The sequence below is a fragment of the Flavobacterium sp. A45 genome, assembly GCF_002001005.1.
GTDB lineage: Bacteria > Bacteroidota > Bacteroidia > Flavobacteriales > Flavobacteriaceae > Flavobacterium.
Window position 1 is genome coordinate 75107 of the sequence record NZ_MUNX01000070.1, and the last position, 12515, is coordinate 87621.

A 12515-nucleotide genomic window follows, 5' to 3' on the forward strand; every position below is an offset into this window, starting at 1 on the left:
TTAAAAAATGGTTAAAACTTCTACCAATCCCCTAATTTTAAGGACGAATTATGATAGTATTTACCTATTTTTAAGAACAAAAAAAAATAAACATCAAATTCATAGATTTACCCCCAAAATCACTAGGGGGAATAACAAAATAAAACCATGAGCAAAATTCCATTTTCAAAAATAATTGCAGGCACAATGACTTGGGGAGCTTGGGGCAAAAACTGCTCTACTCAACAAATTATAGAACTAATAAATTTATGTCTCGAAAGCGGCATTTCAACTTTCGATCATGCCGATATTTATGGGGGTTATACTACAGAAGAAGACTTTGGAAAAGCTTTTGGCGAGAGCCAAATAAACCGAAAAGACATCCAGTTGATTTCTAAATGTGGTATTCAAATGATGTCTGAAAAAAGAAACAATACAATCAAACATTATGCTTATTCCAAGGAGTACATTATCGCCTCGGCAGAACAATCTTTAAAAAATTTACAAACTGATTATTTGGATCTTTTGTTGTTACATCGGCCAAGTCCATTAATGCAAGTAGATGAAATTGCTGAAGCTGTTGAAAAATTAAAAATTGACGGAAAGATTTTGGATTTTGGTGTTTCAAATTTTACACCAAGCCAAAGCGATTTGATTGAGACAAAAACCAAAATAAACTACAACCAAATTGAGTTTTCTGTTACCCATTTGGATCCAATGATTAACGGAAGTTTAGATCACATGCAAACCAACCGAATCACTCCTATGTGCTGGTCACCTCTAGGAACTGTCTTTAGAAAAGATGACGAACAGTCACAACGCATTCAAAAAGTTGCAAACGAATTGGCTTCCAAATATGATGTTACCGATGATATTATTTTATTGGCCTGGATACTGAAACATCCCGCTGGAATTTTACCCGTTTGTGGCACCTCAGACAAAGGTAGACTTGCCAATTTAATGCAAGCCACGACGATTGAAATCGAGTTACAGGATTGGTTCTCACTTTGGACAGCGAGTACTGGAAAAGATGTAGATTAGACTATTCAAAATTGATTTGGCAGTTGGATAAAACTGTTCTCAAGTAACAATTTTAGGTTGCAAATTCAGAAAAAATGATAAACAAGCGTCTTCTTATTAAAAACCTATTGGCTCACAATGATGAGTCCAGTTTTTATGACAAAAAGCGACAGCTGAATCTGCATTCAAGAGAAGGAAAAGCCAAGTTTTTGAAACACATTTGCGCGTTATCCAATTCAAATCCAACCAATAATTCCTATATAGTTGTAGGGGTTGAAGATGAAAGTAATCAAATTGTGGGAGACGATTTTTTTGATGACAGCAGGATTCAGAATTTAGTAAATGCTTTTCTGGAAAATCCGCCCAAAATTCAATACGAAAATGTCCCTTTCCCTAATTTGCCAAAAGACAAAGTGATTGGACTCGTAACCATAAAACCCAACAGCAAAACTTCCTTTTTCAAAAAAGGAATTCATACTATTCCCGTCAACAGTATTTTTATACGACAAGGCAGTAATACGATGCCAATTGAAGGCGAAATTGAGAAAAATTTTCATAATATTGAAACCGTTATTGGTATCGAAAATAATTCGAGAAACAGCATCGAATACACACTTGACGGCGTGATTGATTTTATGAATTTTCGCCATAAGGACATGGCTCCAAAATACAAAGTTTTCAAAGAATTGTTTGTGATTTGCTGGGCTGGAATTGCCAAAAAATCCAGAAACAAAACCTATTTGTCACGAGTCGATATTGAACTGATTAACGAACAGATCAAATTATTTTATTCCGCTCAAGATGTGGTTGAAATCAGTTACGACGAAGATAGTTTTACGATTATTGAATACGTTCCTTTGGGCTTGAATGACATAACCAGTTACTATCCTCTAGAGCAACAAACAATCCATTTTCATGATAATGGGTATTATAAAATTGATCGAAAAATACTTTTTGAACCGCCGGAATACAACAAAAAAATGTTGTACCATATTTATAATTCAAACATGGCATTACTCCATAAACTAGAAAAAAATATTAAATTGTCGGAACGGGAACGAAAAGATCTGAATCATTTGCCTTCCACTTTTATGATTTGTTATCTTAATGGTTTTGAAGATGCCAAACAAAAACTAATTGATGCCAAAACGTTATTAAAACCGTTTACGCAAGTCTATCTTTCGTTTAAAGAAGCATTACGAATTCTGAGAAAAATGAAATATGATGTGCAATAATAAATTTACTTATTGCCATTTGGTCTGCCTTTATTAGCTGAACAATCCTGTTAGCCAAACAACCACATCATTTATAACTTGACAAATAAAATTGGTCATTAAAAGCAATAAAGTGAGAAGTGCGTTCATCTTAAAAATTTTAAGTAAAATTATAATGTTTTATTACAGCATGCAATCACCAAAAACAATGATTTTTTGAAACTCAAAAGTACTGAAAAATACTATACTATCATTCGCATCAAGTTGGAATTCAACGGGTATAAATGGCAATTTGACGGTTTTATTCTTAATAAAAACTTAAAGCCTTTTTAATTAACATACTTCTAACATCTCTTTCAAAAAAAAGTTAAACCAACACTTCTTTTCCCTTATTTTTGTAAAAGAACAAATTAAGAATAAATGAGAACATTAGTTATTGGTGACATACATGGTGGTTTGAGAGCTTTACATCAAATTTTCGAAAGAGCAAACGTAACCCCAAAAGACAAACTCATTTTCCTGGGGGATTATGTAGATGGCTGGAGCCAATCCCCACAGGTAATTGATTTTTTGATAGAATTGAAAACGACCCATGATATTATCTGTATTCGTGGTAACCATGATGAATTGCTAAGGGAATGGCTCAAGGACAGTAAAGACAACGAACAATGGTATCAGCATGGTGGCGAAGCAACAGTATTAGCGTATCAAGATGTTAATAATGAAACCAAAAAAAAACATATCCTATTCTTAGAATCCTTAAAAGACTATTACTTGGACGAACAAAATCGGATGTTTATCCATGCCGGTTTCACCAATATGAATGGGGTGAACTTCGAGTATTTCCCTAAATTATTTTATTGGGACCGAACACTTTGGGAAGCAGCTTTGGCATTAGATCCAAAAATGAAATCCGATCATCCGTATTATCCAAAACGATTTACATTATATAACGAAATCTATATCGGTCATACCCCTGTCTCGCGTATAGGAAAAACCACTCCTGTGCAAAAAGCTAATATTTGGAATATCGATACCAGTGCTGCTTTCAAAGGTCCCCTGACAATACTTGACGTCGATACAAAAGAGTTTTGGCAAAGCGAACTTTTACCCAGTTTATATCCTACTGAAAAAGGTCGAAATAGAATCTAAACACTATATTTGCCGAAAATTTATTACCTATTTTATATTATGAAAAAAATTATTACAGTTTTATTTTTAGCTACTTTTTGTATAACAAATGCACAACAGGCCTTTAAAGGAAAAGGTGACGCAAAAATTAATATTGGAGCCAATATTCAAGACGGAGGTTCTGGAATTCAGGCTTCTGCTGATTTTGGTCTTGGTGAAAATTTCTCTTATGGATTTGTCGCTTCTTATTTATTGGGAGTAGATGAGTTTTCAGGAATCTATGGCGAAAACATTTACGTTGACGCAAAACCAGAATTTCAAGACCGTTTTGATGCTAAATTTAGAATTAATGCTAATTTAAGCAGTGTACTTGGTGTAGATCAATTGGATATCTATCCAGGTTTAAGCTTAGGATTACGCAATTTTGGAGGTCATCTTGGAGGCCGTTATTTTTTTACAGACGGTTTTGGTATTTTTACTGAACTTGGATTCCCAATTGCAAAATACAGCAAGGAAAAAGAAGTATTCGATCATTTAAACAATCAAGTTACCTTTAGTGTAGGTGCTTCATTTAATTTAGATTAAACCTTAAATTCCAAATAAAAAAAGTGGCTTGTTAATCAAAACAAGCCACTTTTTTTTATGAATTATAATTGTCTACAAATCAAATTTGATTCCCTGTGCCAATGGCAGACTCGTAGTATAATTGATTGTATTCGTTTGTCTTCTCATGTAGACTTTCCAAGCATCAGAACCAGATTCTCTTCCACCGCCGGTTTCTTTTTCTCCACCAAAAGCACCGCCAATTTCAGCTCCAGAAGTTCCAATATTTACATTGGCAATTCCGCAGTCGGATCCTACTACAGACAAGAAATGTTCAGCTTCACGCAAATTATTTGTCATAATCGCAGAGGATAATCCCTGAGCTACTCCGTTTTGAACATCAATTGCATTCTCAACAGTTCCTGAATATTTGATTAAATATAAAACTGGAGCAAACGTTTCGTGTTGTACAATTTCGAATGAATTTTGTGCTTCAGCAATAGCTGGTTTTACGTAGCAACCACTTTCATATCCTTCTCCAGAAAGTACGCCACCTTCAACCAGGATTTTACCACCTTCGGCAACAACTTTGGTTAATGCATTATTATACATTTCAACTGCGTGTGTATCAATTAATGGTCCAACATGATTTTTCTCGTCCAATGGATTTCCAATTCTCAGTTGTCCGTAAGCCGATACAACAGCATCTTTTACTTTATCGTAAATACTTTCGTGAATAATCAAACGACGAGTAGAAGTACATCTTTGTCCTGCAGTTCCTACGGCTCCAAAAACTGCTCCGATAACTGTCATTTTGATATCAGCATCTGGAGTTACAATAATTGCATTATTACCACCTAATTCCAATAATGATCTACCCAAACGACCTGCAACAGTTTGTGCCACAATTTTCCCCATACGAGTAGAACCGGTAGCCGAAACTAAAGGCACACGTTTATCGGCAGTCATCAATTGTCCTATTGTATAATCACCGTTAATCAAACAGGAAATTCCTTCAGGAAGGTTGTTTTCTCTGATTACCTCAGCAATAATATTTTGGCAGGCGATTCCGCACAATGGTGTTTTCTCAGATGGTTTCCAAACGCAAACATCTCCGCAAATCCAAGCCAATGCAGTGTTCCAAGCCCAAACGGCTACCGGAAAATTGAAAGCCGAAATGATTCCCACAATTCCCAAAGAATGGTATTGCTCATACATTCTGTGTCCTGGACGTTCAGAGTGCATAGTCAATCCGTGCAATTGACGTGACAATCCTACTGCAAAATCACAAATGTCAATCATCTCTTGTACTTCGCCATATCCTTCTTGCAATGATTTCCCCATTTCATAAGAAACCAGTTTCCCTAAAGCTTCTTTATTTTGACGCAATTTCTCTCCAAACTGACGTACAATTTCTCCACGTTGTGGCGCTGGCATCAATCGAAATGTTTTGAAAGCTTCGGTTGCAGTTTGCATTACTTTTTCGTAATCTGCTGGTGTGCTAATTTTTACAGAAGCAATTAACTTACCATCTACTGGCGAAAAGCTTTCTAGGATTGCTCCGTTTGAAAAATGATTAATCCCTGTCGAAGTTCCTTCGTTTATGGCTTTAACTCCCAATTGCGCTAATGCCTCTTTCATCCCAAATTGATCTGCTATTGTTGTCATTGTAACTTTTTTAGTTAAAATTGTTATATTTTTGTGTAAAGATATTATTTTAAGGTCAATTTTTCACACTCCATAAGATGTTAAAATCAAAATTGCTGCAAAATTAACTTCTTTTGAAACACACAATCTTTAATATGAATAGTAAAATTATAGCATTTTAATGGGTTGTTGTCATTTTTTACAAAAAAACACATTCGTTAAAAAAGAAGGAAGTAATTTTATCACGGCAAACAGATTAAGTTAAAAAACAACCGCAGATTCGCAGATTTTTTCTTTATAAAGCTAAATTTTGTGATTTTAGAAAATTTAATTTGTGTTAATTTCACTGAAAGTGATTAATTTATGATTCAAAATTTACTAAAATCTGCGAATCTGCGGTAAAAATAAGTCATCTGTTGCCTTGCAGTTTTATAGGCATAAATAAAATTTAAAATAACACCCTTCATAATATGACTTCTTTTAATCGATACTTCATTGGATTATTTTTGATATCTATTCAACTTTTTGCACAAAAACCGGCTTTTGAAGTTGTTCCTTTGGGTATAAAAGGCGGTGTTGACGAAGCAAATCTTTCGGCCTATTTGGTTGCTCCCATAAATACCCACGATTATATTTGCCTCGATGCAGGAACCATTAATGCGGGGATTGAAAAAGCAATTTCGAATAAAGTATTCAATGTTCCGGCTAGTGAAGTTTTGCGAAAATATATTAAAGGATATTGCATTTCCCATGCGCATTTGGATCACGTTTCGGGTTTGATAATTAACTCCCCTGCTGATTCTTCCAAAACGGTTTATGCCACAAAGAAATGCATGGAGATGATGGAAAAGCATTATTTTAACGGAGAGACTTGGGCCAATTTTGGTGATGAAGGCCCTGGTTTTCAACTAAAAAAATATCATTTTCAAACACTTACCTTCGGGGAAGAAACCAAAATCAACAATACCGCAATGACTGTAAAAGCATTTCCGCTAAGTCATGTGAATTCCTTTGAAAGTACTGCTTTTTTAATCCAAAACGGCAATGATGCCATTTTGTATTTGGGAGATACAGGTCCAGATTCGGTTGAGAAAAGCAATCATTTAAGTGAGTTATGGAAAGCCGTTACTCCTTTGCTTCAGCAAAAAAGATTGAGAGGAATTTTTATCGAAGTATCATTTCCGAATGAACAACCTGACACCTCTCTATTTGGGCATTTGACTCCCAATCATCTTATGAAAGAACTTCACAAACTGGAAGAAATGGCAGGAAAAGGAACTTTGAAGAACTTCAAAATTATCATTACCCATTTGAAACCGCCAAGTCAAAACATTGTAAAAATTAAAGAACAATTGCAAAAAGGAAATGATTTAGGAGTAGTACTCATATTCCCCGAACAAGGAAAACGTTTTGAATTGTAAATTTTTAGATTTAAACTTAAGTTCAATTAATACTGCACATAATTTATTTATAAATTAAGTTTTGTTTAGTATTAATTGAACTGAGGTTTTAAGGGAAGTTTTTGTATTCGTTTGTGTCCCGATTGAACATTCTCCTCTTTTCTGCGAGATAGAGCGAAAATAGTTCCTGAAGAAAATTATTTTTACATTCAGTTTAATATATTGCTTTTTGACTTCAATAACTCTATATCAAATTATAAACATATTTTTATATAATGCTTTTTCTTTTAAACCAACTATAAATAATAACACTTACAAAAACCATAAACAAGATCACATATAAGTAGCCGTATTGCCATCGAAGTTCAGGCATAAAATCAAAATTCATCCCATATACTCCAACAATGAAAGTTAGTGGCAGAAAAAATGCTGAAAAAACTGTAAGCAATTTGACGACATCATTATTCTTTTGTGCCGTTACAGACAAGAATGTATTCATTAAATTTACCGCATTTTCCGTTGCTTCCTCATATTCTAAAATTAATTTGATCAAATTGTCTTTTACATCCTGTAGTGCCGAAGAACTTTCCTGAGGAACCACAACCTGATTAATCACATTTTGGGTAAGTAGGAGTAATTTTCTGCTGATTCTGGTTTCTGCCTTTTGATAATACAAATCTTCAAGAGAGATTTTATATTCTTTTTTTAGAAAAATTGTTTTCTCAACTTCATCAATTTGATTTGTTTGCCATTGCGAAGGGATGCTATATGTTAAAATTATTTCCTTGAAAATAGAAATCAACAATTCAAAGACGGAGTTATATTTTAAATCTTCGTCAAAAGCTTTCTTCAAAAAAGGAAATGGCAATCTGTGAATTGTAATTAATTGGTTTTCATTATAAAAAAAAGCCACTTTATTTGACAATTCCTCTACCGTAGAAATATTGTCGTATTCATTTGCCGTGTAGGCCCTTAAAATAATAAAATCAAAATTCCTTATTTTCTCAATTTTAGGCAAATGTCCCGGTTCTAGAGCATCTTTTATTGGGAAAATATCCAGATCAAATTTTGTTGCTATTTCTTCCAGTTGTTGTGTTGACGGTTTTTCAATATCAATCCAATTAAAAGTTTTGAATTGTTTTTCTAATATGTTTTTATTCATTTTTTTAATTTTAATTCAAATTTAATCCAAATGCTAATCCGTACCATAATTTGTTCTGGTAAATCCAATATTGCTTGTTTTCATCTAATAAATTGTCATAGCCAATTGCTATTCCAATGGTAAAATTATTAACCCCAATAATTCCTGCAATTCCTTTTGACCACACTACACCGTCATATTCCTTCACTATTTTTTCCTGAGTTACCGATGGATTCATAGCGGTACCGCCAAAACCGGTAAACAATCCAAAAGAAAAGGCATAGTGATTTATATTTCGGTTAAATTTTTGAAAAGGATTTAGTTTATAATCTAAACTGTAGGCATCAGTTCTGTAACCAAAATACACTTCACCATTAAGATTTGTAGTAAATTGATTGGGTAAATCTTTTTGTGCAGGTCTGTATTTAAAAGGTATAGTTAGAAAATCAACATCAAAACTATTTTTTAAAAACACGGAAGATTTAATATGATCACTGTTGTATTGCTCTAAATAAATTTGCTTTTTATGGTGCAGAGTATCAATTATTAGATTTCCTTTTTCATCTTTATTAATTGGATAAATAACAACTGTTTCTTCTTTATTATCGATGTAAACTAACTTTTTTTTATCATCAAAAGTTGTGCTTTTATAAATTCCAGAAGATAATTGCTGCTTTGATTTTTGCTCTAAAACACTACAGCTGCTACAAAATAGTATACAACAAATGGAAATACAAATTATCTTCATTATTAAAATTTAGGTTAAAATATGTGACGAATTCTGATGACAACTAAACTCCAATTATTTTCAGTTTCCATCTATGATTGTTCATTAATATCTCAAAAAAAGTGACTATTTTGTAACTATAAATCTTGAATCGGTTTCCAAAATTATTCCGCACTCAGGGTTTAACGCTGTCCATTTTTTGTATGCTAAATTACTGAGATGCTAAAGTTACTGAAAAGTTTCAATAGCTGTGAAAGCTTTGTGTAAACGCTTATTTTTTTTCTTTAATTAAATAAATGTACACCGGAAAATGATCGCTAAATCCTGGAACAGTTGGAGTATTTCTTAATCCATATCCTTTATATTTGCCTTTTGGATTTATCAAAAAAGGTGCGTTGTAAACTCCAGCTTTCCAATATTTATAACTCGAATACTCCTCACTTATTAAAGATTGCGTTACAATTATCTGGTCGAAAATATCCCAACTGTCTCTAAATGCGATTGTCCCTGTTCCTTTTTTAGCTAAATTTTCCATTGGGTTATACAGCCCAAATGGTTCTACTTCATTTTTACTAGCTTTAGTTTTAAGGATTTTTTTTAAACTGGTATTAAACGGGCCGTCGTTTAAATCGCCCATCGTAACCACTTTGGCATTTGGATTTATCGATTGTAAGGAGTCAATAATTTTCACATTCAAGGTTGCTGCTTTTTCCCTCAATAAATTACTTATTGCCTCACCTCCTCTTCGCGAAGGCCAGTGATTTACTATGAAATTTATTTCTTCTCCTTCAAGAAATCCCGTTAATAGAATTTGATCGCGAGTGTAAATTCTTTTTGTAATCTTATCAGAATCGATAATATCTTCGCTATCTTCATTTACTATCTTTTCTTTAATTGGTTTGGTATTCACATCATAAATTAGTAACGGAATATTTGTATAGCTAGTAGGTTTGAAATATTTTTTTTGATATAAAAAAGCACAATCTATTCCTCTTCTATCTGGGGAGTCGAAGTGTACAATACCATAACCTTTATCAATTATTTGAGGATCCTTGACCAAATCTTCTAGAACCTTTCTGTTTTCCGCTTCGGCTAGACCAATAATTGTTGGAGAATTAGAGTTTTCCCCAGTACCAATTTTTGACAATACTCTTGCAATATTACTAATCTTTTTTTTATAATATTCGGTAGTATAAATCCAATCTTCATCTCGTGTAGCAGGATCATTAATAGTGTCATATAAATTTTCCATATTATAGAAGGCTACCGTATGAACTAAAAAAGTCTTCTTTTGCGCATTGGCATTGACCATTAAAAGAAATAGAAAGAGATATACTAATTTATTCATTTTATGCTTTTACAATTGGGTTCCAGTTTTGTAAATATAGTAATTTGATTACAATTATTTGTTGTCTTCAAGAAATGCATATCTTTGCTTTAACCCTGAATCTTTAACAGCAATTCATTTTTCAAAAAATACAGCATGCAGACCAATCCATTTTCTTTTATTCAAAAACAATCTGTTTTGTATCCAATGCTATTGCTTATTTTTGTTTTTCAATCTATGAACAGTCAAGCTCAAACCACTATGATCACACCACCTTATTTACAAAAAGGAGACACCATTGCCATTGTTGCCACCGCCAGAAAAAATGTTGATGACAACCTAAAACCAACAATAAATTTACTACACTCTTGGGGACTGGAAGTCGTAATAGGAAAAACCATTGGATTAGATCTTAATCAATTGGCAGGAACTGATGAACAGCGTGCTGCCGATTTTCAACATCAAATGGACAACCCGAATATCAAAGCAATTTGGTGTGCACGAGGTGGATATGGTACGGTACGAATGATTGATTTATTGGATTTTACTAAATTCAAACAGCACCCAAAATGGATTGTGGGTTTTAGCGACGTAACTGTTTTACACAATCATCTTAATACAATGGGTTATAAATCGATTCACGGTACAATGCCCGTCAGCGTCGAAAGAACAGCTCCCGAATCTATAGAAACTTTAAAAAAAGCGTTGTTCGGAAAACCTTTGGAATATCAAATCGATCCGTTCCCGATGAATCGTTTTGGGAAAGCTACCGGCGAATTGGTTGGTGGAAATTTGTCTATTTTATATAGTCTATTTGGATCTAAATCGGCGATTGACTGTACCGATAAAATTTTATTCATTGAAGATTTGGACGAATATCTTTATCACATTGACAGAATGATGATGAACCTGAAACGCAACGGCTGTCTCGAAAGTATCAAAGGAATTATTGTGGGCGGCATGACCAAAATGAAAGACAATGATATTCCTTGGGGAAAAAATGCTAATGAAATTGTTCAGGATGTAACCAAAAAATACAACATTCCGATTCTTTATAATTTCCCAGCCGGACACGTTCACGATAACAGAGCCTTGATTATGGGAAATATTGTGAGTATGGATGTGAATGAGAGTTGCAATACTGTGATTTTTAAATAAAAAAAACTAAAGAATAGAGTAAAGACTTAATCACCATCTTTATTCTATATTCTCTTCTCTTTTTTCTATCTTCTAAAATGTAACTTCTAATTTCTAACTTCAAAAATGGCTGCACACAACGAACTGGGAAAGTTGGGAGAGGATCTTGCTGTAGATTACCTTAGAAAAAACGGATACACTATTCTGGACACCAATTGGACCTTTCAAAAAGCGGAAATTGATATTATTGCCAGAATAGAAAATACTCTTGCTATTATAGAAGTTAAAACCCGTTCGTCTCTCGATTTTGGATTACCGCAGGATTTTGTGAAACCAAAAAAAATTCAGCTTTTGGTCAAAGCTGTAGATGCTTACGTAGTTGAAAGAGATTTGGATATTGATGTCCGTTTTGATATCATTGCCATCCACAAGGAAGAGAAATCCTTTGCAATTGAACACCTTATAGATGCTTTTTTTCATTTTTAAAGAAATTTAACAATGTTATATTTGTAACAAATTGTTTTTTATGTATATTTGTCGAGAATTTAGAATCAAAAACTAAGTATTAACTACGTACAAACCACTATACATTATGAAAACTGTTTCCTCAATTGTTGAAAATTACATCAAAACCAAACCTTTTTTATTGAATGCATTGTCACTTGGAATTATCAATCTGACTTCTTTGTCCAGAAACATTATGACCGAATTGGAAAGTGAATTTGGGAAAGAAGTAAAACAAGGAGCTGTAGTTATGGCTCTGAAACGATTGACCGAAGAGCTTGACTTTAGACTCAATCACAAAATCAATAAAGTAATAAAAAACATAGGTGAAATCACAGTACGATCTGCCTTAACTGATTATACCTATGTTGTTTCGGATACTGTTTTGAACAAACAAGCCGATTTAATCACCGACATTAATTCATTACCTGATATTTTTTATACATCGTCTAAAGGTGTAAATGAAACTAATATTGTGGTTAGCAACAGTGTAAATCATTTGGTTGAAAAGCATTTTGCTTCCGAAAAATTGATTCAAAAATTGGAAAATCTGGCTTCGATTACGGTAAAATTACCAAAAGAAAACATTGTGGTTCCAGGTATTTATTATTTCATCTTCCAGCGTCTAGCTTGGGAAGGGATTATCATCAATGAGGTAATCTCAACTTCTAACGAATTTACGATTTTAGTAAGTGAAAATGAAGTGGATGTTGCTTTCAAGGTGATAAAAGATTTGAAAAATTAA

12 protein-coding genes are annotated in these 12515 nt (G+C 33.4%); 8 read left to right on the plus strand and 4 right to left on the minus strand.

The genetic code is table 11. The features are described 5' to 3' along the window. Positions 1 to 147 precede the first annotated feature (147 nt). The 4 genes from B0E44_RS07580 to B0E44_RS07595 all read left to right on the plus strand — a co-directional run bounded on the left by B0E44_RS07580 (position 148) and on the right by B0E44_RS07595 (position 3929). Complete coding sequence (locus B0E44_RS07580; RefSeq protein ID WP_077372454.1) at positions 148 to 1020, plus strand: aldo/keto reductase family oxidoreductase; 873 nt, start codon at positions 148 to 150, stop codon at positions 1018 to 1020. A gap of 74 nt (positions 1021 to 1094) precedes the next feature. Further along, on the plus strand, positions 1095 to 2234 hold the full coding sequence (locus tag B0E44_RS07585; RefSeq protein WP_077372457.1) for an ATP-binding protein: 1140 nt from the start codon (positions 1095 to 1097) through the stop codon (positions 2232 to 2234). A 399-nt stretch (positions 2235 to 2633) separates the two neighbouring features. After that, entirely contained in the window at positions 2634 to 3365 is a 732-nt protein-coding gene (locus tag B0E44_RS07590; RefSeq protein ID WP_077372460.1) for a metallophosphoesterase family protein, read from the plus strand. Positions 3366 to 3404: 39 nt separating this feature from the next. Next, positions 3405 to 3929, plus strand: a complete 525-nt coding sequence (locus tag B0E44_RS07595; protein WP_077372463.1) for a DUF6646 family protein — start codon at positions 3405 to 3407, stop codon at positions 3927 to 3929. Positions 3930 to 4001: 72 nt separating this feature from the next. Here B0E44_RS07595 and B0E44_RS07600 read toward each other — a convergent pair whose 3' ends face one another. Beyond that, positions 4002 to 5555 (minus strand): aldehyde dehydrogenase family protein, encoded by a 1554-nt coding sequence (locus tag B0E44_RS07600; protein ID WP_077372466.1) that lies wholly within the window; start codon positions 5553 to 5555, stop codon positions 4002 to 4004. Positions 5556 to 6004: 449 nt separating this feature from the next. Between B0E44_RS07600 and B0E44_RS07605 the strand changes: the two genes are divergently transcribed. Beyond that, positions 6005 to 6955, plus strand: a complete 951-nt coding sequence (locus B0E44_RS07605; protein WP_077372469.1) for an MBL fold metallo-hydrolase — start codon at positions 6005 to 6007, stop codon at positions 6953 to 6955. Positions 6956 to 7202: 247 nt separating this feature from the next. On the opposite strand, the gene B0E44_RS07610 is transcribed toward B0E44_RS07605, so the two are convergent. The 3 genes from B0E44_RS07610 to B0E44_RS07620 form a co-directional block, all read right to left on the minus strand. Beyond that, positions 7203 to 8096, minus strand: a complete 894-nt coding sequence (locus B0E44_RS07610) for a CorA family divalent cation transporter (protein ID WP_077372473.1) — start codon at positions 8094 to 8096, stop codon at positions 7203 to 7205. Positions 8097 to 8106: 10 nt separating this feature from the next. Then, the gene (locus B0E44_RS07615; protein ID WP_077372476.1) at positions 8107 to 8823 is read right to left on the minus strand and encodes a hypothetical protein; all 717 of its coding nucleotides are present in this window, start codon (positions 8821 to 8823) and stop codon (positions 8107 to 8109) included. Between the two features lie 250 nt (positions 8824 to 9073). Beyond that, complete coding sequence (locus B0E44_RS07620) at positions 9074 to 10150, minus strand: endonuclease (protein ID WP_077372479.1); 1077 nt, start codon at positions 10148 to 10150, stop codon at positions 9074 to 9076. Positions 10151 to 10390: 240 nt separating this feature from the next. Between B0E44_RS07620 and B0E44_RS07625 the strand changes: the two genes are divergently transcribed. The 3 genes from B0E44_RS07625 to B0E44_RS07635 all read left to right on the plus strand — a co-directional run bounded on the left by B0E44_RS07625 (position 10391) and on the right by B0E44_RS07635 (position 12515). Next, positions 10391 to 11287, plus strand: a complete 897-nt coding sequence (locus tag B0E44_RS07625) for an LD-carboxypeptidase (RefSeq protein WP_165688778.1) — start codon at positions 10391 to 10393, stop codon at positions 11285 to 11287. A 105-nt stretch (positions 11288 to 11392) separates the two neighbouring features. Further along, a complete protein-coding gene (locus tag B0E44_RS07630) occupies positions 11393 to 11752 on the plus strand; it encodes a YraN family protein (protein ID WP_077372485.1) in 360 nt (119 codons plus the stop codon). A 106-nt stretch (positions 11753 to 11858) separates the two neighbouring features. Continuing rightward, on the plus strand, positions 11859 to 12515 hold the full coding sequence (locus B0E44_RS07635) for an aspartate kinase (RefSeq protein ID WP_077372488.1): 657 nt from the start codon (positions 11859 to 11861) through the stop codon (positions 12513 to 12515).

Excerpts from the sequence above, each read along its gene's own strand:
- B0E44_RS07625 (WP_165688778.1), top strand. The coding sequence starts at position 10,391 with ATGATCACACCACCTTATTTACAAAAAGGAGACACCATTGCCATTGTT.
- B0E44_RS07635 (WP_077372488.1), top strand. The coding sequence starts at position 11,859 with ATGAAAACTGTTTCCTCAATTGTTGAAAATTACATCAAAACCAAACCT.
- B0E44_RS07620 (WP_077372479.1), bottom strand. The coding sequence starts at position 10,150 with ATGAATAAATTAGTATATCTCTTTCTATTTCTTTTAATGGTCAATGCC.
- B0E44_RS07610 (WP_077372473.1), bottom strand. The coding sequence starts at position 8,096 with ATGAATAAAAACATATTAGAAAAACAATTCAAAACTTTTAATTGGATT.
- B0E44_RS07590 (WP_077372460.1), top strand. The coding sequence starts at position 2,634 with ATGAGAACATTAGTTATTGGTGACATACATGGTGGTTTGAGAGCTTTA.
- B0E44_RS07605 (WP_077372469.1), top strand. The coding sequence starts at position 6,005 with ATGACTTCTTTTAATCGATACTTCATTGGATTATTTTTGATATCTATT.
- B0E44_RS07600 (WP_077372466.1), bottom strand. The coding sequence starts at position 5,555 with ATGACAACAATAGCAGATCAATTTGGGATGAAAGAGGCATTAGCGCAA.
- B0E44_RS07615 (WP_077372476.1), bottom strand. The coding sequence starts at position 8,823 with ATGAAGATAATTTGTATTTCCATTTGTTGTATACTATTTTGTAGCAGC.
- B0E44_RS07595 (WP_077372463.1), top strand. The coding sequence starts at position 3,405 with ATGAAAAAAATTATTACAGTTTTATTTTTAGCTACTTTTTGTATAACA.
- B0E44_RS07585 (WP_077372457.1), top strand. The coding sequence starts at position 1,095 with ATGATAAACAAGCGTCTTCTTATTAAAAACCTATTGGCTCACAATGAT.
- B0E44_RS07580 (WP_077372454.1), top strand. The coding sequence starts at position 148 with ATGAGCAAAATTCCATTTTCAAAAATAATTGCAGGCACAATGACTTGG.
- B0E44_RS07630 (WP_077372485.1), top strand. The coding sequence starts at position 11,393 with ATGGCTGCACACAACGAACTGGGAAAGTTGGGAGAGGATCTTGCTGTA.